This window comes from Actinoplanes sp. NPDC000266 (assembly GCF_042899005.1).
Classification (GTDB): domain Bacteria; phylum Actinomycetota; class Actinomycetes; order Mycobacteriales; family Micromonosporaceae; genus Actinoplanes.
Genome location: NZ_JBIAZI010000009.1, coordinates 161,471 through 183,608, shown reverse-complemented (window position 1 = coordinate 183,608; position 22,138 = coordinate 161,471). Strand labels below are relative to the sequence as shown.

General features: G+C 69.2%; 18 protein-coding genes and 2 tRNA genes. 9 read left to right on the top strand and 11 right to left on the bottom strand.

All coding sequences use genetic code 11. The annotated features are described in order from the left end of the window. Nucleotides 1-44 precede the first annotated feature (44 nt). A complete protein-coding gene (locus ACFY36_RS33985) occupies nucleotides 45-1,553 on the top strand; it encodes a peptide deformylase (RefSeq protein ID WP_499750228.1) in 1,509 nt (502 codons plus the stop codon). Here ACFY36_RS33985 and ACFY36_RS33980 read toward each other — a convergent pair. Beyond that, on the bottom strand, nucleotides 1,550-2,665 hold the full coding sequence (locus ACFY36_RS33980; RefSeq protein ID WP_499750006.1) for a globin domain-containing protein: 1,116 nt from the start codon (nucleotides 2,663-2,665) through the stop codon (nucleotides 1,550-1,552). The genes ACFY36_RS33985 and ACFY36_RS33980 overlap by 4 nt on opposite strands. A gap of 138 nt (nucleotides 2,666-2,803) precedes the next feature. On the opposite strand from ACFY36_RS33980, the gene ACFY36_RS33975 reads away from it, so the two are divergent. After that, on the top strand, nucleotides 2,804-3,568 hold the full coding sequence (locus ACFY36_RS33975) for a CPBP family intramembrane glutamic endopeptidase (protein ID WP_499750005.1): 765 nt from the start codon (nucleotides 2,804-2,806) through the stop codon (nucleotides 3,566-3,568). Here the strand turns inward: ACFY36_RS33975 and ACFY36_RS33970 are convergent. Continuing rightward, on the bottom strand, nucleotides 3,555-4,571 hold the full coding sequence (locus ACFY36_RS33970; protein WP_499750004.1) for a hypothetical protein: 1,017 nt from the start codon (nucleotides 4,569-4,571) through the stop codon (nucleotides 3,555-3,557). The two genes, ACFY36_RS33975 and ACFY36_RS33970, sit on opposite strands and share 14 nt — an antisense overlap. A 960-nt stretch (nucleotides 4,572-5,531) precedes the next feature. Between ACFY36_RS33970 and ACFY36_RS33965 the strand changes: the two genes are divergently transcribed. Next, a tRNA-Ser gene (locus tag ACFY36_RS33965) sits at nucleotides 5,532-5,621 on the top strand. A gap of 41 nt (nucleotides 5,622-5,662) precedes the next feature. Further along, a tRNA-Arg gene (locus ACFY36_RS33960) sits at nucleotides 5,663-5,735 on the top strand. Between the two features lie 664 nt (nucleotides 5,736-6,399). On the opposite strand, the gene ACFY36_RS33955 is transcribed toward ACFY36_RS33960, so the two are convergent. Together ACFY36_RS33955 and ACFY36_RS33950 are read right to left on the bottom strand one after the other, a co-directional pair. Then, nucleotides 6,400-7,137 carry an inositol monophosphatase family protein gene (locus tag ACFY36_RS33955; RefSeq protein WP_499750227.1) on the bottom strand — a complete coding sequence of 246 codons (738 nt, stop codon included), beginning with the start codon at nucleotides 7,135-7,137 and terminating at the stop codon, nucleotides 6,400-6,402. A gap of 59 nt (nucleotides 7,138-7,196) precedes the next feature. Next, the gene (locus ACFY36_RS33950) at nucleotides 7,197-8,081 is read right to left on the bottom strand and encodes a DUF5919 domain-containing protein (protein WP_499750003.1); all 885 of its coding nucleotides are present in this window, start codon (nucleotides 8,079-8,081) and stop codon (nucleotides 7,197-7,199) included. Nucleotides 8,082-8,224: 143 nt separating this feature from the next. On the opposite strand from ACFY36_RS33950, the gene ACFY36_RS33945 reads away from it, so the two are divergent. Further along, nucleotides 8,225-9,376 carry a radical SAM protein gene (locus ACFY36_RS33945; RefSeq protein WP_499750002.1) on the top strand — a complete coding sequence of 384 codons (1,152 nt, stop codon included), beginning with the start codon at nucleotides 8,225-8,227 and terminating at the stop codon, nucleotides 9,374-9,376. Between the two features lie 11 nt (nucleotides 9,377-9,387). Then, a complete protein-coding gene (locus ACFY36_RS33940) occupies nucleotides 9,388-9,930 on the top strand; it encodes a class IV adenylate cyclase (RefSeq protein ID WP_499750001.1) in 543 nt (180 codons plus the stop codon). Between the two features lie 101 nt (nucleotides 9,931-10,031). Here the strand turns inward: ACFY36_RS33940 and ACFY36_RS33935 are convergent, their stop codons facing one another. The 3 genes from ACFY36_RS33935 to ACFY36_RS33925 all read right to left on the bottom strand — a co-directional run bounded on the left by ACFY36_RS33935 (nucleotide 10,032) and on the right by ACFY36_RS33925 (nucleotide 11,974). Beyond that, nucleotides 10,032-10,253: a hypothetical protein gene (locus tag ACFY36_RS33935; RefSeq protein ID WP_499750000.1), complete on the bottom strand. Its 222-nt coding sequence runs from the start codon at nucleotides 10,251-10,253 to the stop codon at nucleotides 10,032-10,034. A 64-nt stretch (nucleotides 10,254-10,317) separates the two neighbouring features. Then, nucleotides 10,318-11,445: a hypothetical protein gene (locus tag ACFY36_RS33930; RefSeq protein ID WP_499749999.1), complete on the bottom strand. Its 1,128-nt coding sequence runs from the start codon at nucleotides 11,443-11,445 to the stop codon at nucleotides 10,318-10,320. Then, nucleotides 11,381-11,974 carry a SigE family RNA polymerase sigma factor gene (locus ACFY36_RS33925; RefSeq protein ID WP_499749998.1) on the bottom strand — a complete coding sequence of 198 codons (594 nt, stop codon included), beginning with the start codon at nucleotides 11,972-11,974 and terminating at the stop codon, nucleotides 11,381-11,383. The genes ACFY36_RS33930 and ACFY36_RS33925 overlap by 65 nt, the downstream gene beginning before the upstream one ends. Before the next feature lie 105 nt (nucleotides 11,975-12,079). On the opposite strand from ACFY36_RS33925, the gene ACFY36_RS33920 reads away from it, so the two are divergent. Beyond that, a complete protein-coding gene (locus ACFY36_RS33920; RefSeq protein ID WP_499749997.1) occupies nucleotides 12,080-12,721 on the top strand; it encodes a TetR/AcrR family transcriptional regulator in 642 nt (213 codons plus the stop codon). Here ACFY36_RS33920 and ACFY36_RS33915 read toward each other — a convergent pair. Continuing rightward, nucleotides 12,699-13,619 (bottom strand): NADP-dependent oxidoreductase, encoded by a 921-nt coding sequence (locus ACFY36_RS33915; RefSeq protein ID WP_499749996.1) that lies wholly within the window; start codon nucleotides 13,617-13,619, stop codon nucleotides 12,699-12,701. The two genes, ACFY36_RS33920 and ACFY36_RS33915, sit on opposite strands and share 23 nt — an antisense overlap. A 92-nt stretch (nucleotides 13,620-13,711) precedes the next feature. On the opposite strand from ACFY36_RS33915, the gene ACFY36_RS33910 reads away from it, so the two are divergent. Further along, nucleotides 13,712-15,046 (top strand): serine/threonine-protein kinase, encoded by a 1,335-nt coding sequence (locus tag ACFY36_RS33910; RefSeq protein WP_499749995.1) that lies wholly within the window; start codon nucleotides 13,712-13,714, stop codon nucleotides 15,044-15,046. Here ACFY36_RS33910 and ACFY36_RS33905 read toward each other — a convergent pair. The 3 genes from ACFY36_RS33905 to ACFY36_RS33895 all read right to left on the bottom strand — a co-directional run bounded on the left by ACFY36_RS33905 (nucleotide 15,043) and on the right by ACFY36_RS33895 (nucleotide 18,529). Further along, nucleotides 15,043-15,741 carry a hypothetical protein gene (locus ACFY36_RS33905; RefSeq protein WP_499749994.1) on the bottom strand — a complete coding sequence of 233 codons (699 nt, stop codon included), beginning with the start codon at nucleotides 15,739-15,741 and terminating at the stop codon, nucleotides 15,043-15,045. The genes ACFY36_RS33910 and ACFY36_RS33905 overlap by 4 nt on opposite strands. Before the next feature lie 67 nt (nucleotides 15,742-15,808). Further along, nucleotides 15,809-16,402: a calcium-binding protein gene (locus tag ACFY36_RS33900; RefSeq protein WP_499749993.1), complete on the bottom strand. Its 594-nt coding sequence runs from the start codon at nucleotides 16,400-16,402 to the stop codon at nucleotides 15,809-15,811. Nucleotides 16,403-16,423: 21 nt separating this feature from the next. Further along, the gene (locus tag ACFY36_RS33895; protein WP_499749992.1) at nucleotides 16,424-18,529 is read right to left on the bottom strand and encodes an MMPL family transporter; all 2,106 of its coding nucleotides are present in this window, start codon (nucleotides 18,527-18,529) and stop codon (nucleotides 16,424-16,426) included. A 147-nt stretch (nucleotides 18,530-18,676) separates the two neighbouring features. Here ACFY36_RS33895 and ACFY36_RS33890 point away from each other — a divergent pair, with 147 nt between their 5' ends. Then, a complete protein-coding gene (locus tag ACFY36_RS33890; RefSeq protein ID WP_499749991.1) occupies nucleotides 18,677-22,135 on the top strand; it encodes a PQQ-dependent sugar dehydrogenase in 3,459 nt (1,152 codons plus the stop codon). Nucleotides 22,136-22,138: the final 3 nt, after the last annotated feature.

Here is a 22,138-nt window from a genome sequence, read left to right as displayed (position 1 = left end):
GCGGCGGCGACACTGAAATTCTCGTCGCGAAGGGGACATCGATGATGACCACCTCGCCCGTCGAGCGGGCCGCTGACCAATTCGTTACGGCGTTGGCGCACTGGCGGGTCGAGCGCGGGATGAGCAAGAAGCAACTCGCCGCGCGCATGGGGTTCGACCCCTCGTACGTGAGCCACGTCGAGGGGCGCCGACATAAGCCGACCGAGGACTTCGCCCGGCGCGCCGAGGCGGTCCTCGGTGCGGGCGGAGCCATCTGGGAACGCTTCCAGGAGTACGACCAGTTGCGCCACGCGCGCAGCACGGCGCTCCACCGCGATCCGCCCGTGCCCGTGCAGTGGCTTCCGCCCGGCACCGGCCTGATCGTCGAGCGGGAGGTCGCCGAGCTCACGTACGTGGACGGCACCTATCGCTGCCGGGTGCGCCGGGCGCTCTACAACGCGGGCTCCGAGCCGGTCACGCGCTACCTCGTGAAGATCGCGGTGGACCGCTATCCCAATGACCCCACCGGCTCCAACCGGCACCACCGCGAGCATCCGCTCTCGTTCGACGAGATGGCGCTGGTCGCCTGCGCCGGCGAGGGCGACGCCATCGAGCCGATGCAGTGGCGGGTCAAGCTCGACCGGGACGCCTCCAAGGAGGTCTGGCTGCTCTTCGCGAACGAGCGCGGCCAGTTCGCCCTCTACCCGGGCGAGCGGACCACCATCGAATACGCGTACACGGTCGGCGTCGAGAAGTGGGGCCAGTGGTTCCAGCGGGCGGTCCGGCTGCCGACCCGGCGGCTGACCGTGCGACTCGACTTCCCGGTGGCGTTCGACCCGCAGGTCTGGGGCGTCGAGACGTCGCTGGCGGCCGAGGTGCCGGTGCGGACCCCGATGGAGCGGCACGACGAGGACGAGCGGGCGGTCTTCGAGTGGTCGACCGACGCGCCGCAGCTCAACGCCCGCTACCGGCTGGAGTGGCGGTTCCGGGGAGCGAACGCGCCGTCCTATCCGGCGGTGGCGCCGGGCAACACCACGAACGGCCATGGACCGGCCCGTGACGTCGGCATCGTGCAGCGCGGGTCGGAGCTGCTGCGGCAGCGGGCCCGGCACTTCCAGCTGCCGCGCGAGGAGGTCGAGGCCCACGAGACGGTCGACGCGCTGCTGAGCGCGCTGACCCGGCTCGAGCAGGTGCACGACTTCAGCAAGGGGGTCGGGCTGTCGGCGCCGCAGATCGGGCGCTCGGTGGCGGTCGCGGTCGTACGCCCGGCCGACGGCTCGGCGGAGCCGGTCGTGCTGATCAATCCACGGATCGTGGGTGAGACCACCGACCGCGACGAGCAGTACGAGGGGTGCCTCTCGTTCTTCGACTACCGCGGGCTGGTCAAACGGCCGCTGCGGATCGACGTCGAGCACGCCCGGTACGACGGCACGCGGGTGATCACGTCGTTCGAGCGGGCGATGGCCCGGCTCGTAGCGCACGAGATCGACCACCTGGAGGGCCGGCTCTACGTCGACCGGATGAACGCGGAGTCCAACCTCGTGCCCGACTACCAACGGCCGTGGGCTTACTAGGCCATCTCGGAGAAGCTGTCGTACTTGATGCGGATCGAGGGGACCTGCTGCTCGGCCAAGGTCTTGAGCGTGGCCTTGACCATGGGGCCCGAGCCGGAGACGAAGAAGTCGTGCTCGTTCCACGGGCCGTAGCGGGCCACGACGTCGGAGATCTGGCCCTGCTCGCCCGGGAAGGTCGGGTCGTCGCTGCACGCGGTCACCACCGACAGCCAGGGATAGCGGGCGGCGAGACGGTTGAGGTCGGGCAGGTCGTAGAGGTCCTCGCGGTTGCGGGCGCCGAAGAAGACGTGCACCCAGCGCGTCCGGTTGTACCGGGTCAGCTCCTCGAGCAGTGACTTGATCGGCGCGAGCCCGGTGCCGCCGGCGATGAAGACGGTGTCGCGGGTCGAGCGCCGGTCCAGCGTCATCGAGCCCATCGGCGCGGCCAGCCGGATCATGTCGCCGACCTCCAGCCGCCGTACGAGCGCGCTGGAGACCCAGCCGGCGCCGACCGCACGCACGTGGAACTCGATCGTGTTGTCCCGGCGGGGCGCGTTCGCCACGGAGTAGGTACGCCACAGCCGGGGCTGTATTCGGGGGCATTCGACGCTGACGTACTGCCCGGCGCGGAACTCCAGGGGCTGCAGGGGCTGGACGGTGAAGACGGCGATGTCCTGCGCCCGTCGTTCGTGGGCGACCACTTCGGCGTACCAATAGGGCGGGTTGGTGTCGGCCTCGGCGCCGCCCAGCATCTTCGAGGCGATGACCGCGTACGCGTCCGCCCAGGCCTGGTCGTACTCGACGCTCCAGCTCTCACCGGCGTACTGCCGCATCGCCTCGATCAAAGCTCCGCCCACCACCTCGTAGTGCTCCGGTTCCACGTGGAACTTCCGGTGATCGCGGCCGAGGCCGCGCAGGTACGAATCGAACTTCTCCGGATCCTCGAGCGTCTGCACCGCGGTGACGATCGCGTTGAGCAGCCGGGAACGCTGCATGTCCATGTGGACCGGGAAGAGATCCCTCAGCTCGGGGTGCGACAGGAACATCCGGGCGTAGAAGTAGCCGGCGACCTTTTCCTGATGCTCCTCGATGAGGCTCCAGCTCTCCTTGAGCATTCGTCCGAGGTCTCCCATGGATTCAGGGTGGTCACAACAGTCGGATAGGCGACGCACGGAACGTGCGACTCATCTCCATTCATGCCGTGACCCTTGACCGGAAAAGTCCGTTTAGGTGGTGCCTGGGAGCCTCGAACGAGTGAGTAGTTTTGTCCCGTGACCCTTGATCAGCGGACCGGCCGCAGGCTCCTGACCGGCGAGATCATCATCGTTCTGCTGCTGTCGCTGGGACAGAGCGCGGTCTACGCGGTGGTGTCGCTCGTCGCGAAGCTGACCGCCGGCAAGCCGCTGTCCTCACAGGCGGCCGTGCTGAACGCGTCGCAGTCGGCCCGGCCGTACCTCGACCTGACCTATCAGCTGCTCGGCATCTTCTTCGACCTGATCCCGGTCGCGCTGGCCCTCTATCTCCTGCTCAGGGACCAGATTTCCGTACGCCGGACGCTCGGTCTCGGTTTTGACCGGCCGGCCTTCGACACGGGTTGGGGCTTCGGGCTGGCCGCGCTGATCGGCATCCCCGGCCTGGGGCTGGTCTACGTGGCTTCGGTGCTCGGCCTGAACGCGCAGATCGTGCCGGCCGCCCTGCAACCGGTGTGGTGGGCGGTGCCCGTGCTGATCCTGTCGGCCGCCCAGAACGCGATCCTGGAAGAGGTCATCGTCGTCGGCTACCTGATGACCAGGTTGCGCCAGCTCCAGTACTCGACGGTCTGGATCGTGGTGTGCTCGGCGGTGCTCCGGGGGTCGTACCACCTGTATCAAGGTTTTGGCGCTTTTGTCGGTAACGCAGTGATGGGCGTGATCTTCGCGCTCTTCTTCCTGCGCTACAAGAGGGTGATGCCGCTGATCGTCGCCCACACCCTGCTGGATGTGGTCGCCTTCGTCGGCTACACCCTCCTGCCCGACTCCTGGCTCAACTGGATCTAGCCGATTTGTAGTACTTGGCCGCTCGGGCCGCCGTCGCATTGGCCGACGCGGTGTTGGACAGGAAGGCGGCCAGCAGACTGGTGCCCGGAAAACGCCGATTGACAACCTTCACGGCCACCCAGGCCGCGGTCTGCGCGGCCACAAATCCAGCGATACGCCAGAGCGGTTCCTTCGAGTCGTACGCAGGCCGGCGAGCCTCGGCAAGCGCATCGATCGCGTCGCCCTTGGTGGCGTGTACACGCCCGATCACGAGAAGATCGGCGGCCCGCTCCTCATCGGTGGGATCGAGGCCGTACGCCGCCGCGATGTGAAGGGAAAGCTCGGCATCGGTGAAGGCGGCCGCCCCGAGAAGAGCGACGGGCGCATAGGCGCCGGCGACGGCCCCCACGATCCCGGTCAGACTCCCGAGCCGGGTGAACTGCCGGGTGGCAAGCCGGACAAGAGCATCGGTCCCCGCTGCGGGATAGGCCTCCCGGGTCCGGTCGGCCCATTCCCGCGCACGAGGCCCCAGCGTCTGAACAGCGGCGATGGCCAGAAGCTCGGGCGCTCGAGCGGGGTCGGCGATGAGCCCCGCCCAGGGGTCGGTCCGTTCCGCCGCGGGCTTGGTCACAGCCATATCGCGCGCAGCGCTCTGCTCTACCGGGGCGGGAGCTTCGCTCCGCGGAGCCAGGGCCTCTTCCCGTACGGGGCCGGCCGGTTCCTTCCACACGGTGGCGGCCGGCTCCTGCGGAATCAGCTCCTCCTGCACATGCTCTCGCGGCGCCGCCTTGGAACGGCTGACCGAGCCGCCGGCAGCCTTAGTGCCCCGAGCACGACGCGCCCGAGGCGCGGCCGCCTTCTCGGCGGCCACTTCCCCGCCCACCGTGTTCTCCGTCGCCACTTCCCTGCCCACCAGCTTTTCCGCCGGGGCTTCTTCGGCCGCCGTCTCCGCAGTCACTTCCGTCGCCGTTGGCGTCTCCGCCGAGGTCACTTCTGTCGCTACCGGCTTCTCGGCTGCGGTCACTCTTGTCACCCGCGGCTCCTCAGCCGGGCTCACTTCCGCCACCTGCGGGTCGGTCCCGTCCGCCGTCGCTCGCGTCTTGGGCGCTTCCGCATTTACCGACGCGGTAGCGGCCTCGGTCGCACTGCTCTCGCGCGCTTCCGCGGCAGCTTCGGGCGCGGCGGCGCTGGGCGCTTCCGGGGCAGCTTCAGGCGCTGCGGCCGCACGCGCTTCTGGAGCAGCCTCGGGCGCTGCGGCCCCACGCGCATCTGGAGCAGCCTCGGGCGCTGCGGCCCCACGCGCATCTGGAGCAGCCTCGGGCGCTGCGGCCCCACGCGCTTCCGGGCCAGTCCCGGGTGCTGCCGCCCTACGCGCTTCCGGGGCAGCCTTGGGTGCCGCGGCCCCGCGCGCTTTCGCGGGCGCCGCAGCCTTAGGTGCTTCCGCGTTTGCCGGCGTCGCGGCGGCCTCGACCCCGTCGCCTGTGGGCGGCGTGGCGGTCGGCGCCGGTTCGGGCCGGGGCGCCCGCGCTTTGCGGGGTGTGGCCTTGCGCACAGGCCGCTGCTCCGGGGCGGCCTCTTCGTCGCGGGGAGCGGCGGCGCGGTCACCCTTCGTACGAGAAGAGCTCTTGGCCGGCGGACGGCCCGCCCCCTCGGACGGCGAGGACCCCCCGGACGGGTGATCTTCGGCACTGGGAGGCTGGAACGTGACCGGCGGGGCCGGCTTGGGCGCCCGGCGGGGAGCCCGCCCCGCGGGCTTCTCCTGCGCCCCCGGTTCCCCGGCCGCGCTGAACGGGGACCGCTGACTGCGCGCTCGAGGCGACCGGCGAGGCTCGGTGGGCGGGTTCTCCTCCATGCCGTGGGAGCCTAGCCGTAACGAGCACATTTCACCTGTTGGCAATCGGTGCGACCCGCCCGGCGTGGCCCGCTTTGTGCGCCCCCACGCTGGTCCGGTACTCTCAAGCGTCGGTAGCCCTGCGGCTACCGGGGAGACTTCGCCTAGTCTGGTCTATGGCGCCGCACTGCTAATGCGGTTTGGGTTTATCGCCCATCCCGGGTTCGAATCCCGGAGTCTCCGCGTGTGAGGCCGGTGTGTATGCTGGTCGAGCACCAAGGCAAGCGCCCGTAGCTCAATGGATAGAGCATCTGACTACGGATCAGAAGGTTAGGGGTTCGAGTCCCTTCGGGCGCACTTCTTGAAAATGCCGTGACCTGCGGAAACGCGGGTTGCGGCATTTTGTTTCCCATTCTAGTCCTGCCGAAATCCTGCCATGTGGGATGTGGTGATCGGTTGTTCTGGAGTGGCCTGTCTGCCCTGGTGTTGACCAGGGATGTCGCGTCCGGACCCATCTAGGGCCGCGTCGGCGTGCTGTCAGTCCCTCCGGTGTCGTGCCGCATGGCTGACGGTCGGGCAAGGCCGCTTGAGCTGCCGCGTTGCCTGATGAGTGGGACCGTGAGGCAACCACGCTCGGCCGGCGCGGCAAGCGGCCGATGCGCGTCCGATTCGGAGTCGCCGAATCTACAGAGCGACGCCCTTACTCGGTGCCGGGTGATCCGCCGTTTCGGACGCGGATTCGCCCTGGACGCCGACGCTTCGCGGTGCGCCATCAATCGCACTTGATCTATGCCGCGAGTCACGCGATGGTTCGTGCACCAGTTGGGGCTGAGCTGACCGGCCGGCACCGTGGCGAATGGATCGCATTTGCGGCCTTCGCCGTGGCAGCGCCGCCGGGCTCCTCGTTACGGGGAGTCCGGCGCGTAGCGCTTGTCAGGAGCCGCCCTTAGCGTGCTGTGTAGAACGAGCAGCTACTTAGGCCTGCTAAGCAGGATGTCGCTGGGTTCGGCCGCCGGCACGGTTAGGTAGCTAAACGGTCGGGGTCAACCGCGAGATCGAGGATCGCGCGGAGAAGATTCGGGTTCGCTGCGATCGTTGCGGACGATTCGAAGCTGTGGGCCGATCCGTCACGGTCGGCGGTGAGTGCGCCGGCTTCGCGAGCGATGACGACTCCGGCTGCCGTGTCCCAGGGCTTGTTGGCCAGCATTACTACGGCGTCGACCTGGCCTGCGGCCAGCCAGGCCAGGTCGATGGCGGCTGATCCGTGCATGCGGATGCGCTGGACGTTCTCGGCCAGTCGTTGTGTGAGGGCGAACCTGGCTCGGTTCTTCTCGGCAGCTCCATCGCCGACGGCGTAGTCGCCGATCGCCACCACGGCGTCGCTGACTCGTCGCGTCGTGCTGACTCTGATCGGGTTGCCGTCCGCGTGGGCGCCGTTGCCTTCGGCCGCGGAGTAGCGGTTTCCGAGGAAGGGCAGGTCGATGACGCCGATGACTGAGCGGTTCTCGGTGATGAGGCCGAGCGAGATGGCGCACAGCGGTGAACCGTGGACGAAATTGACGGTGCCGTCCACCGGGTCGAGGGCCCACGTCGGCCCGTCTGCCGTGCCGCTAGGGCCGTTCTCTTCGCCGAGGAAGCCGATCTCCGGGGTGTGCTCGGCGAGGAAGGTGCGAACCCGGTCCTCGACGGCGTAGTCGACCTCACTCGCCATGTCACGGTCGCCCTTGGCGGTCAGTAGGCCGGGCTGCATCGTACGCATGATGTCGCTGGCTAGATCGACGGCTTGGTGAGCGATGGGTAGCAGGTCCGTGTAGTCAGTCATCTGAGCCGGCCACCGCTCCAGAGTTCCTCGAATGTGCGCTCGAATACCGGGTAGAGCCCAGCTGCCGGCCACCGCTTTCTGATCATCATCGTGGGAGCCTCAACTCCTCGGGAGTGCGGAAGATACGGCTGGGCGACGCACACGATGTCATCGATCAGCAGGATGTTGATGCGAATAGTTTGGTCATAGGTGGCCACCTCGATCCGCTCCTGCGCCTCGGCCGGGAGCCGATCGCGCACACGGAGGATGCCTTGAAGGTTGAGCGTCGTCAGAGAGCCCAGATGGCCGGCGGTCAAACCTTCTTCTGTCTCACGTTGGCGGATGGCTCTGCCAGCCGGGTCAAGGAAGAGCAGACGCAGATGCGTACCGTCGCGGACGATCTGAGCCAGTCGGCTGTCGGCGTACTGCTGACAGATCAGATTGAGCGACAACCCTGCCGCGCGGATATCAGCCGCCTCGTCGAACAGGGCATGTGGCGGCACCTTCGAGGTGAATTCCGATCGGCTCGGGTAGATCGCCTCGACGTCGGAGAACCGTTCGATCAGGTACGACCCGACATTCTTGTCAGAGGACATCGCAGCAGTCTGCGGACGTTCACCAAGTAAGAGGGTCATGCGGGCGCCATCAGGCATCCCCAGCCCGGTGGAGATGCGGGTCAACACGTCGATGCTGCTAACCCTGCGCGCTCCACTGATGATCTCGCTGACCTGTGCCTGGCTGAGGCCCGTCGCGCCGCCGAGATGGGTTTGACTCACGCCTGTCTCTCGCTGGACCAGCCGGAAGGCCTGGGCGATGTCGCGCGCTGCCAGGGCGCTGCGCATGCTTTCCGCCCGCCAGAGGTGTTCGGGAACTGAGAACGCCGGCGCTGTGCGGTTACCCACGATGCTCCTCTGGTCGCTTCCGACCCCATCCATGCACCGGATAACTCGGGACTGCCGAGTATCCGGTCACCGGATCGAACCTACCCGTTGATGCACTACCGCGTGTGATGGGTTCGGCGCCTCTCCGCAACCACGATCAGCACATGGCGGATATTGACGGATCGCTATCACTCCATCATCGCGTGCGGCTGGGCGGTGAGGGGCACAGCAGCGAATTGGCTGACCTGCCGGTGCGAGTGGAGCGGGACCGCACCTTGCGCGTGAAGGTCATCGACACTTGCGGGATGGCCTGCACGTTCTGTCACAACGAGGGGACGCCGGTCGTCGCCGACAACCTGGGTCGCGACCCGCGCGACTTCGACGCGGCAGCGCAGTCGGGGCGCGTTTCCATCTACCTTGCCAGTAACGGCGCACGGTTCCTGCCCGCGGCGGTCTCTCCTGACGAGGAGTTCGTCGACGCACTCCGTACGCTGCGGGATGCGCTGCACGTCGACGAGCTGCATCTCATCGGGGGCGAACCCAGCCTCCACCCACGCCTGGCTGAGGTGATCCGGTCCGCAACGGGGGCAGGCTTCCGCGTCTGCATGACCTCCAACGGTGAGAACGGAGCACGGATCCTCGCCGGCTGCGCCCGGGAAGGGCTCGACCGGGTGAACTTCAGCATCTTCGGTACGACCGCGAGCGAACTGGCTCAGGTCCAGCACGCCCGATTCGCCGACCGGCGTCGGGCTGAGAAGAAGATCCAGGCGTTGCGGCACGCGGTCCAAGCAGCCCTCGCCGCAGGAATCCGAGTCAGCGCGAACATCGTGGTCCCGAACTACTCCCATGCGTCGCGCGTGCGCAGACTGCTGACCGATTTCGCGCCCGGGTTGTCGGTGCGACTGCTGAATTCCCTCGATGATGGCATTGACTCTGTCATCGCCATCGAAAGAATCCTGGCGGAGGCTGGCGCGACGGCCTTCGAGCATCGGGTGACAGCCGGAGTCTCAGGATGGCGTACTGCCTACCGGACCTCCGCGGGCCGGGAACTGCTCTTCAAGAAGATTCGCCGTGTCCGGCTACCCAAGACATGCCTTGGGTGCCAGTTCAACAACACCAAGGACTGCGAGGAGGGCTTCTACGGCGTCCGCCTTTACCGTGACCGGCGCGGTGGCTACCAGGTCGGTGTCTGTATCCAGCGGATGGACTTGTGCATGCCGGTCAGCGAGTTCGTCCAGAGTCCCCTGTGCCAGGAAGTCGTCGCGCTGCGTGATGCCGAGTACGGTCAGTTTTCCACTTGTGACCCGTTCCCGTAAGGAGCAATGCGTTGTCGACCGAATTTGAGGCGAAGGTTCTCGACATCGACCCTGCCCAGATGACCTTGTCGATCCTTGCTCTCGGAGGACAGCAAAAGGGCGAAACGCTGCTCCAACGTCGCCACGTCTACGACATCACCCCCGGCGATGAGAGCCGCTGGATTCGACTGCGGGACACCGGCGCGGGCGCGACGCTGGCGGTCAAGGAAATCACGCACGACGGGATCGACGGCACCGACGAGGTAGAGGTCGGCGTCGACCGCTTCGAGGCGACCAACGAACTGCTGGGCCGGCTCGGCTTCACCGCGAAGTCGTATCAGGAGAACCGGCGCACCAGTTTCCTGCTCGACGGAGCGTGCTTGGAGATCGACGAATGGCCATTGATCCCACCGTACCTGGAGATCGAGGCGGACTCCCGCGAGGAGGTCGTACGGGTAGCCGCACTGCTCGGCATCGCTGAAGACGCACTGACCGGCGAGAACACGGTGAAGGTCTATGCGCGCTACGGCATCGATCTGTTCGCCCATCCGCAACTTCGTTTCGGCGACCGCTGACCGTCAGATCGAACGGGTTGAAGGCTGGACTCAAGGCGACCATTCTGTGCTTGCCGACCACGACGAACAGCCGCGCGGCTTTGTGACGATGAGGTCCAGGTCTATTGCCGGCCCCGCAAAGCGAGAGTCGCGTGGACCTGGGCCAGCTGTGTGGTCGCGGTGAGCATCGCGAGGTCGGCGCCGGGGACGTACGGCTCGTCGGAATGGTCGTCTTCGTTGATGTTGGTCTGGTAGTCGACCAGGCAGATCTGGTAGAGACGTTCGGCTTCGGCGGTGAGTTCGGCGGCGCGTGCGGCATGCTCGTCGGCGGTCATGTCGATCATGGTGTCATCTCGGCCGGAGGTCGGACCGGCCGCCGGGCGGCCGGTCACCCACTGCCAGCACCGATCAGAAGTCGGCCTTTGCCCAGGTTTTCTGGTCGGCCAGGTCGCGCAGCTGTATGCCCTCGGCGATCTGCCTGATGTCGTTGTCCGACAGCCCGCTGCCGTAGGCGCTCACGTCGATCCGGTAGTCGCCCTTGATGATCGCGCAGCTCTCCCGGCCGTTGGCGCAGTGCACGCCCTCATCCTTGATGTAGTCGGCCTTTCCGGGTTCCAGGCCCTTCATCACCGAGATCTTCACGTGGCCGGGCAGCACCTCATCGACGCGGGTGGCCGGGTCGGCCACCGGGCCCTCGTGCAGGAACACCTCCGACACCGCATCGCCGCTGCCGGGGACCGACTGCCGCACCGCGACCGCCTGCCAGCCCTTCGGCAGGAACTTCAGCTGGTACGGGACCTTCAGGTCACGCCGGGCCGACGTGGTGAGGTTGACGGCGATCTGCGTCGCCTGCTCGCGCGGCAGGTCGGGGCCTCCGTAGTTGGGCAGCAGCGTGGCCCAGGCGTCATCCGCGTACTGCCAGGCCAGCGCGGCCATGACCCGCTTCTTCGCCGGGTCGACGGGTGAGGTGTACGTCCAGTCCCGGCCCAGCGCGTCACGCCCGTCCACCATCACCGGGTACTGGTCGCCGATGACGAGGGTCGCGTCGCCCGCGCCGCCGAACGTGGCGGTGTCGTACAGGCCCTTGTCGTAGACGGCGATCGTGGCGACCTCCAACGGCACCGTCGACCCGTCGCCCAGCGTCGTGCCGTCGTGGTAGACCGGCAGCTCGGTGTACCCGCCCGTGACTTCGACGGCCGGGCCGATTTTGTAGGCACCGACCCGGTACTGACCGTACGAGCTGCTGAAGTCGATTTTGTGGACGGGCAGCGGCGGATCGGTCCGTTCGGGCGGTGGCGCCGAGAACGACGCCTGCGGGTTCGGCTGACCAGCCGCGCCGCCCAAGTCACCGGGGCCGGGCCGGGTCACCGTCGTCGCCGAGACGGCCACCGCCACGGCGAGGCAGGCGGCGCCGCCGGCGCCTACGGCGACACGGCGCCAGACCCGCGCGCGGCGGGCCCGGCCGATGATGTCATCGGTTGTCGTACGCGCCGGAGGTGGCGGCGTGGCCTCGAGTGACCTCAAGACGTCCCGCATGTCGTAACCCACGCTCGTTCCCCTCTTCGTCGTCGTACAGCGTGATGTCTTCGGCCGCCAGCAGGGCCCGCGCCGAGGCCAGTCCCCGGGCGCACTGGCTCTTGACCGTGCCCGGCCGGCATTTGAGAACGTCGGCGGTCTCCTCGACGCTGAGGCCCTCGAGGAACCTCAGGACGAGCACCGCGCGCTGCCGGGTCGGCAGCCGTTTGAGCGCGTGGTGAAGGCGCAGCCGGTCGTTGACGGCGCCGGAGTGGTCGGGCAGCGCGGCGTCCGGCAGTTCGTCGCCGTACGAGCGCTCTCGCCGCCACGGCTTCCGCTTTTCGTTGATGGCGGCGCGGACCACCATCGTGCGGGCGTACGCGTCCGGCGTGGTGACCTTGTCCCAGCGGCGGTACAGCTTCGCGAGGGTCCCGGCCGTGGCGTCCTCCGCCGTCTGCCAGTCACCGCACGTCACGAACGCGAGTGCGCGTAACTGATCGAATCGGTTGCGGACGAACTCGCGGAAATTGTCCGCGTCTTCGGTGTCCACTCGGTTGTGCTCCCTCCGTCGTGCTTAGAGGCGCGGCCGGCCGGAAAGGGTTGCACGCGGTCGCCAGCTTTTTTGAGCACATGCCGCTGTGGGTACGCTGGCACGATGAGTGACGAGCCGGCGGGCGCGACGCCTCGCCGGCGCCGGCGTACCCCTGATCCGCGTGCGCTCGCTACCCGTCAGCGGATTCTCGAGGCCGCCAACCATCTGATGTTCGTGCGGGGCGTCAACTCGACCAGCGTCGACGACGTACTCGAGGCCAGCGGCACCAGCAAGTCGCAGCTCTACACGCACTTTCCCGACAAACTGACCCTGATCCGGGAAGTGGTCAAGTTCCGGGGTCAGCTGGTTCTCGAGCGCGAGCAGGGGCGCCTGGAGCGGTTCCGGACGTTCGGCGCGCTGCGGCGCTGGCGCGACGCGCTCGTGAAGGCGAACAGCCTCCAGAACGGCGCCCACGGCTGCGGTCTCGGCTCGATGGCGGCCGAGCTGTCCGACCAGGACGAACAGGCCCGGCAGTCATTGTCGGAGACGTTCGCGGCCTGGGAGACGCTGATCAGTGATGGCCTGCGCCGCATGCAGAAGGCCGGCTCGTTGCGCGAGGACGCCGATCCCGATCGGCTGGCGACGTTCCTGATGGCCTCTCTGCAGGGCGGATATCTTCTGGCCGACGCGGCTCACGACGTCGAGCCGATGGCGGTCGCGCTCGATGTGGCGCTGGACCACGTCAGGACGTTCGTACTCGAATGATCGTCTTGCCCTTCCGCCGCCCGGCCGGGTTGAGCGCCGCGACGGCGTCGTCGAGCGTCGCCACGTTGTCGATGTTCGTCCGCAGCCGGCCGTCGCGCACCCGCTGGGCGATCTCACCCAGCTGAGCCCGGTCCGACTCGACCACGAAGTCAACGGCAAGACCTTCTTTGGGGTACGCCTCGACGGGCCCCGTGACCGACACCAGGATCCCGCCGGCCCGGATCAGGCCCGCCGACCGTCTCTGGACGTCGCCGCCGATGACGTCGAAGACCAGGTCGACACCGCCGACGTCGTCCAGCGAGTCGTTCTCCAGGTCGACGAACTCGTGCGAGCCGAAGTCGAGCGCCTTCCGCCGGTCGGCCGCCCGGCCCGTACCGATGACGTAGGCCCCGGCCTCGCGGGCGAGCTGGGTGACCATCGTTCCCACCGCGCCGGCCGCACCGTGCGCGAGGACGGTCTGCCCCGCCTGGACGCGGCCGTGCACGAACAGGCCCTGCCATGCGGTGAGGCCCGAGATCGGAAGGCTCGCGCCCACCGTGAAGTCGACGTCGCCGGGGAGCGGCGCGAGGTTGCGGGCCTCGACCGCCACCTGCTCGGCGAGGGTGCCGTCCCGATGCCAGTCGGCGATCCCGAACACCCGCTGCCCCACCGACAGGCCCGTCGTGCCGTAGCCGAGGGCGGTGACCACGCCGGCCAGCTCGTGCCCGAGAACTGACGGCGCCCGGTTCCGGTCGGCCCGATCGGTCCAGGTCGACGGCCACTCCACCTCGGTCGGAACGTATCCCGACGCGTGGACCGCGACGATGACGTCGTTGATCGCCGCCGTCGGACCGGGCCGCTCCACCAGCCTCATCCCGGCCGCTCCCACACCCTGGTCCGTCACCACGATCGCCTTCATCCGGCGCCTCCCGTCTCCGCTTAAGAAGGACCATACAGTCCATCGGAAGCTGCTGTCCCCCTGGATCGGCCCGGACCGTCGATAATGCGATCGTGCAAGCACCAACCATGATCGGCCGCTATCGGATCGTCGAGCGGCTCGGTTCCGGCGCCTTCGCCACCGTGTGGCTTGCCGAGGACGACGTCCTGGAATCGCGCGTGGCCATCAAGATCCTGGCCGAGAACTGGGCCCATCACCCCGATGTGCGGGCCCGGTTCGAGCAGGAGGCGCAGGTGCTGCGCCGCGCCGACTCGGAGCGGCTGGTCCGGGTGCACGACTTCGGCGAACTGCCGGACGGCCGTCCCTATCAGGTCATGACGTACGCCGCCGGCGGCACCCTGGCCGACCGGCTGGAACGGGGCCCGATGCCGGTGCGGACCGGCCTGCGTATCGCCGGCGACATCGCCCACGCCGTCAGCGTGCTGCACGACTCGGGTGTCCTGCACCGCGATCTGAAGCCGTCGAACGTCCTGTTCGACACCGTCCGCGGATCCGAGCGGGTGCTGGTCGCCGATCTGGGCCTGGCCAAGGAGATCGCGCACGCCTCCGGTTTCACGGTTGTCGCCGGCACCCCGGGTTACATGGCGCCCGAGCAGCATCTTCCAGGCGGAGGCTTGGATGTACGGGCCGACGTGCACGCGATCGGCGCGATGACCTATCAGATGCTGACCGGGCGGCCCCCGCAGCCGGGCAAGGCCGTGACCGCGCCGCCGTCCAAGCTGCGGACCGGTATCTCCCGTGACGTCGACCGGGTGGTGATGCGGGCGCTGGACGGCGACCGCGCCCGCCGCTGGCCGTCGACCGCCGCTTTCGCCCAGGCCCTGGACGACGCGACGACCGCTGTCCCCAGCCGGGTCCTGCGCTTCCTGCGGCGCGGTGTCGGCACCGTCGTCGCGCTCGGGCTCCTCGTCTGCGCCGGTGGCGCGACCGTCGTGGACGGCACTCCGGCCGGCTGGGTCCGGGTCGCCGACGGCGAGGGCACGCTGTCGGTCGCGGTTCCCGGTGACTGGGCCCGGCAGTTGCGCGACTCCGGCTGGAACGTCGCGGCCCTGGGCCTGCCGTCGGGCACCGAACCGGGCCTCCAGGTCGGCGCCGATCTGACCTCGGCGACGTCATCCGTCCTGTTCGCCGGGGTGAGCCGATGGCTGGCGCCCGGCTCGAAGGCCACCGTCCCGTCGCATCCCGGATGCACCCGGGGCGCCGATCGTGAGGCCGCCGCCGACGGCCTGACCGGCCGGGTCCAGCGCTGGACGGCGTGCCCGGGCGGCGTCTCCTACAGCGAGGTGCTGCTGACCCGGGCCGGCGGCCGGGGCGTCTACCTGCAGATCCGGCAGGCCGGCGAGGCCGACCGGACCGATGACGTGCTCGAGACCCTGCGGATCACCTAACACTTCGGGGTGTCGTGCTGGAGTTTCATCGTCTTGACGGCGCCGTTCTCGAACGTGAACCGGTAGTGCACGCCGCCGTGCTTGTCCTGCTGTCCCGCGTAGGCGGGCCCGTCGCCGAGCGTGGCCCCGTTTTCGGTGGCCGGACCGGAAAGGTCGGGATAGGCCCGCTCGACGGCGTCGAGTGAGCTGGTTATCCGGATGCCTTCCGGGGTGGCGACCTTGCCGTAGGCGGGGATGGAGACCACGCCCAGGGGCGAGTAGCCGACCGTCGGCCCGCCCGAGTCCGGGAGGTCGAGAATCCAGCTGCCGCACCCGTTCTCGCCCTCGCCGGCCACGACCAGGCCGGTGGCCTCGGCCTCGGCGCGGGTCATCCCGATCTGCAGTTTGCCGAGCCCGGTCGGGCCGAGCACGGTGACCGGCCCGATCACCCGCTTGATCTTCGGCGGGCTTGAGTTCTTTGCCGGAGGGCTGGAGGACGTCCCCGGCCTCGCGGAGGTTCTCGACGGCGTAGCGGAGGTTGCAGAGGCGCTGGGTGAGGGGGAGGTGGTGGTGACGACCGGGGCCGGGGCCGGGGTCGGGGTCGAGGAGGAGCCACCCACCGGGATGGCCTCGCCCGCCACCTGCCGCGGCCGGTCGGCGCATCCGGCGGCCAGGGCCACGCCGGCCACGGCAAGAGTCATGACAATGCGACGCATGTGGATCAAATCTCCAGATTGGGGTGTACGAATGGGCCGGCCACCCGACGCGGCCGGCCCGCCGGGTTCAGGCGAGGTGGTTCTTGCCGGCTCCGCCGTACAGCTTGTCCTTGCCCGGGCCGCCGATCAGCCGGTCGTTGCCGGGGCCGCCCCACAGGGTGTCGTTGCCGGCGTCGCCGTAGAGCCGGTCGTCGCCACCGTTGCCGTAGATCGTGTCGGCCCCGCCACCACCGAAGATGGCGTCGCCGGACGCGCCGCCGTGGATCTTGTCGTTGCCGGTGCCGCCGTACGCGATCAGGCGCAGCCGGGTCTTGTTGGTGATGCCGTCGTTGCGGTCGAAGGTGGACACCTGGAGCTTCTCGGTGAGCTCACCGATGCCGCAGAGCACCTTGGTCCGGTCGCCCTTCACGGCCTTGCAGCCGCCGCCGGCCTTGATCGCCACCGTGTCGTCGATGGTGACGTAGTACTTCGGCCCGCTGGTGACGACGACCCGGTTGGTCTTGCCGGCCGCCGCCTTGAAGACGACCACGTCGCCGTCACCGTCGCCGTCGGGCACGACGTAGGCGACGCCGGTCTTGAGGGTGCCGGCGTTGGCCGGCGCGGCGAAGGTGGCGGTGAGGGCGACGCCGATCAGAGCCGCGGCCAGGTGAAGCTTGCGCATCGTGTTCCCCGTTCAGGTGTCTCATTTTCTTTCCGACACTCTTTGCGATGCGACGCTCACGAGGTTGGTTCTCGATTCGATGTCACGAGTAGGTAACAGGCGGCGCAGGGGCGCCGGGGCCCACCAGTTCCACTCGCCGAGCAGGGTCATCAGGGCCGGCAGGAGCAGCCCGCGGACGACCGTGACGTCGAGCAGCAGCGCCACCGCCATCGCGAAGCCGATCTCCTTCACGGCGATCAGGTCGCCGAGCAGGAAGCCCAGGAAGACGACGCCGATGCCCAGCGCGGCGGCGGTCACCACCGGCCCCGACTTCACGATCCCGGCCCGTACGTCTCCCTCCTCTTTGATCCGGGCCAGCAGGAACACCTCGTAGTCCATCGAGAGCCCGAAGATGAAGACAAACAGCAGGACCGGGGTGGTGACGTCGATGGCGCCCCACGACTCGAAGCCGAGCAGCGCGTCGCCGATCCCCCACTGGAACACGACGACCAGCGTCCCCAGCGTGGCCAGCAGGGTGAGCGCGTTCATCACCAGCGCCTTGAGCGGGATGACCACCGAGCCGGTGAGCACGAAGAGCAGCACCGCCGTGGACAGCAGCACGATCAGCAGCGCCACCGGGAAACGGCCGGCCACCGAGTCGCGGTAATCGACAAGCTCGGCCGCGGCACCCCCGACGAGCATCGGGAAGGGCGGATCAAGGGCCCGGATCGCCCGTACGACGTCACGGGAGAGCCCGTCCGCGGTGCCGCCCTCGGGCGTGACGTCGATGACGGCCGCCGCGGTGATGTCCGGCCGCGGCTGCACCCGCAGCACACCGTCCAGCGCGTTGACCCGGTCCAGGAAGTCCCGGACCGGGGCGCCGGCCGGGTCGGCGTCGACCACCACGACCACGGGGTCGGCCTGGCCGGCGCTGAAGTCGCGCGACACCGTCTCCTGGAGCCGGCGGTCCTCGGACGTGGCGGGCAGCGCGCGGGCGTCCGAGTTCTCGAGGTTGACCCCGAACACGAACGGCAGCGACAGCACGAGCAGGGCGGCCGTGACGGCGAGCGCGACCGGTCCCGGCCGCTCCTGCGCGAACGCGGCGAGCCGGGGAAGAAGGGCGCGACGAGGCGGCCGTGCGGGCTTGATCATGCGATGAGCGATCGCGATCAGCGCCGGTACGACGGTGAGCCCGGCCGCGGTGGCCAGCAGCACCGCGACCGCCCCGCCGAGCGCCATCGCGCCGAGCAGCGGTTCCGCGAAGGCCGACAACCCGAACATGGTCGCCGCCACGGCCAGCCCGGCGATGAGCACGGTGCGGCCGGCGGTCGCGGTGGTCCGGGCCAGCAGGCCGGCGACCGGGGCCCCGGGGGCGGCGTCGCGCTCCTCGCGGAACCGGGCCAGCACCAGCAGCGCGTAGTCGACGGCGAGCCCGATGCCGAGCAGGGTGACCACGTTGACGGTGAACTCGCTGACCCCGGTGAGCGTCGTCAGGCCGTACAGCCCGAGCAGCGTCACCGACACGGCGGCCAAAGCGGCGCTCAGGGGGATCAGGGCGGCCACGAAGCCGCCGAGGACGAGCACCAGCACGACCAGCAGGACGACGATGGCGACCGACTCGCCGAGGGCGGCGTCGGCCACGGCCTGGTCGGCGAACGCGCGCTCCGCCAGTTTTTCGCCGCCGACCAGCACCTCGGGCGCGCCGATCCGGTGCAGGGCGGCGGCCACCGCGTCCTCCACCCGCTCGCGCCGGTCGTCCGGCAGCCCCTGGTCCAGCTCGACCCGGATCAGCGAGCTCCGGTTGTCGGCGCCGATCCGCCCGCCCGGCGCGCCGTACAGGTCCTCGACCTCGGCCACGCCGTCCATCCCGCGGATCTCGCCGGTGACCGCCGTGACGTCGGCGACCAGCGCCGGCTCGTACACGTCGCGACCGCCGACGACCGCGACGATCACCGGCCCCTCCGGCTGCAATTGGGCGATCCGCCGGTCGGCGAGCTGCGACTCGGCGTCCGGCCGCAGGCTGTCGGCGGTGGTGAGCCGGTCGAAGATCTGGCCGCCGAAGACCAGCCCGGCAACGGCCAGGACGAGCCACGTACCCAGAACCGGCCACCGCCGACGGGCACACCAATGGCCCAGATCCCCCAACATCACCGGAATATGCAGGCGTACGCCATGGACGTGCATCGTTCGAACGGTCGGCAGGTTTGACCGGTCGGCGATCCGTCGAGTCCGTCAGCCGACACCTGGACGATTACGCGCGCCGTTAAGGTTCATCAATCTTTTTCGGGGGAGGGAATGCCCGTGCTTCGGCGTGCGCTGAGTGGGTTCGTCGCGTTGGCCACCGTGATCACGATGTCGTCGTTCATCGGCTCGCTGCCCGCGACCGCGGTCGCGCTGCCGAGCGGCTTCCAGGAACAGATCGTCTTCAGTGGACTGAGCTCGCCCGTCGATCTGGAGTTCGCGCCGGACGGGCGGATCCTGGTCGCCGAGAAGGGCGGCCGGATCAAGATCTTCGACGATCTCGCCGACACCACCCCCACGGTGTTCGCCGACCTGTCGGCCAATGTGCACAACCAGTGGGACCGTGGCCTGCTCGGCATGGCGCTGGCGCCCAACTTCCCCGCCGACCCTTACGTCTACGTGCTCTACACGTACGACGCGCCGCCCGGGCAGACCGCCCCGGTCTGGAACGACGTCTGCGCCAACGCGAACGACGGGCGCTGCATCGTCACCGGCCGTCTCTCCCGCCTGCGGGCCGCCGGCGACACGATGACCGGCAGCGAGCAGGTGCTGCTGCACGACTGGTGCCAGCAGTTCCCGAGCCACTCCATCGGCGACATCGCCTTCGGCGCCGACGGCATGCTCTACGTGGCCGCCGGTGACGGCGCCAGCTTCAGCGCGGTCGACTACGGCCAGTTCCCCTCGGGGGCGCCGACCAACCCGTGCTCCGACCCGGCCAACGAGGGCGGGGCGCTGCGGTCGCAGGACATCCGCACCACGGGCGACCCGGCCCAGCTCGACGGCACCCTGCTGCGGCTCGACCCGGCCACCGGCGCCGCCGCGCCCGGCAACCCGAACATCGGCTCGGCCGACCCGAACGTCCGCCGGATCGTCGCCAACGGCCTGCGCAACCCGTACCGGGTCACCATGCGGCCGGGCACCAACGAGAGCTGGATCTCCGACACCGGGTGGAACACCTGGGAGGAGGTCAACCGGGTGGTGAACCCGACCGCGGGCGTGACGAACTTCGGCTGGCCGTGCTGGGAGGGCAACGCCCGCCAGGCCGGGTACGACAGCGCCAACCTGCCGATCTGCGAGACGCTCTACACCGCGCCGGCGGCCACGCACACCGCGCCGTTCGTCGCCTGGAACCACTCGAGCAAGCTGGTCGCGGGCGAGGCCTGCCCGACCGGCAGCTCCTCGTCGACCGGTGTGGCCTTCTATCCGACGGCCGGCGGCTCCTACCCGGCGGCGTACAACGGCGCGGTCTTCTTCGCCGACTACTCGCGCCGCTGCGTCTGGGCGTCGCTGCCGTCCACCCCGGGCGGCCTGCCCAACCCGGCCAACGTGCAGACGTTCGTCTCCGACGCGGCCAGCCCGGTCGACCTCGAGGTCGGTCCCGGTGGCGAGCTCTACTACGCCGACCTGGGCGGCACCATCCGGCGGGTGCGCTACTTCCCGGGCAACCAGCCGCCGACCGCGGTCATCGACGCGACGCCGACGCAGGGCCCGGCCCCGCTGACCGTGTCGTTCAACGGCACCGGCTCGACCGATCCCGACCCGGCCGACGAGGGCCGTCTGCGGTACGCCTGGGACTTCACCAACGACGGGACGACCGACTCGACCTCGCCGACGGCCGGCTTCACGTACACGACCGCCGGCTCCTACACCGCGCGGCTGACGGTGACCGACACGCTGAACGCGACCCACACCAGCACGATCGCCGTCACGCCGGGCAACGAAGCGCCGACCGCGGTGATCGACACCCCGGCCGTGGGCACGACGTGGGCGGTCGGTGACAACCTCTCCTTCACCGGCCACGCCACCGATCCCCAACAGGGCACCCTGCCCGCGTCCCGGCTGAACTGGGACCTGGTCATGCACCACTGCTCGGCGCCGGAGAACTGCCACGAACACGCGATCCGCAGCTGGACCGGCGTGGCGTCGGGCTCGTTCGAGGCGCCCGACCACGAATATCCGTCCTATCTGGAACTCAAGCTGGTGGCCACCGACCAGGAGGGCCTGACGCACGCGGTGACGCGCCGGCTCGACCCGAAGACGGTCGACCTGACCTTCGCCACGGTGCCGTCCGGGCTCCAGCTCGCGGTCGGATCGGGGTCAGGAACAACACCCTTCTCCCGTACGGTCATCCAGGGCTCCACCAACTCGGTGTCGGCGCCCTCCCCGCAGGGCTCCTCGACGTTCACGTCGTGGTCCGACGGCGGCGCGCAGACCCACATCATCACCGCGCCGGCGGCCGCCACGACGTACACCGCGACCTACGCGTCGGCCCCGGCGCCGCAACGGATCGGCTACACCCAGGTCGGCGCGTCGCTCGACTCGGGCGCCACGAACTACATGAACGGCTCCCGGTTCGTCACCGGATCCGGCCCGGCCTCGGTCACCTCGATGTCGGTGTACATGAAGAACGTGCAGGCGGCGCCGAACAACCAGTACCAGCTGGCCATCTACGCCGACGCGAACGGCTCGCCCGGCGCCCGGGTGGCCACCAGCGCGACGGGCGCGCTGACCGCCAACTCGTGGAACACCCGGCCGGTCACCGCGTCGCTGGCCGCGAACACGGCGTACTGGCTCCTCTACAACACCAACGGTGACAACAACCTGAGCTACGACACGGGCAGCGCCAACCAGGGCGCGTGGAGCGCCTCCACCCCGTTCGGCACCTGGCCGGCCACGTTCGGCAGCTCCAACCGGTGGAACGCGAAGTTCTCCATCTACGCGACCACCGGCGCCGACACCACGGCGCCGACTGTGGCCGCCACAAGTCCGGCCGGCGGGGCCACCGGGGTCGCGCTGACCAGCCCGGTCACCGTGCGCTTCAACGAGGGCATGGCGGCGTCCACCATCACGGCGGCCAACCTGGAGCTCCGCGGCCCGGGCGGCGCCCTGGTCAACCGGACCGTCGCCTACGACGCGGCCACCGAGACGGCGACGATCACGCCGTCGGCCGCGCTGACCGCCTCGACCCAGTACACGGTGACCGTCCGGACCGGCGTGACCGACGTGGCCGGCAACGCGCTGGCGGCCAACCACCAGTTCTCGTTCACCACGCTCGATCCGAGCGCCCCGCGCTTCGGATACGACCAGGTGGGCGGCTCGCTGGACTCCGGCGACATGAACTACATGAACGGCTCGCGGTTCGTGAACGGCGCCACCGCCCTGCCGATCAGCCAGATCTCCGTCTACCTCAAGTCGGTGCAGGCCGCGCCGGCCAACCAGTACCAGGTGGCGATCTACGCCGACGCCAACGGCTCACCGGGCGCGCTGGTGGCGTCGAGCTCGTCCGGCACGCTGACCGCCAACTCGTGGAACAGCCGCCCGGTCACCGCCACGCTCGCCCCGAACACCGCGTACTGGCTGGTCTACAACACCAACGGCGACAACAACATGAGCTTCACGACCGGCACGGCCAACCAGGGCGCCTGGAGCGCCTCCACCCCGTTCGGCAGTTGGCCGGCCACGTTCGGCAGCTCCAACCGCTGGACCGCGAAATTCTCGATGTACGCCTCATAGCGC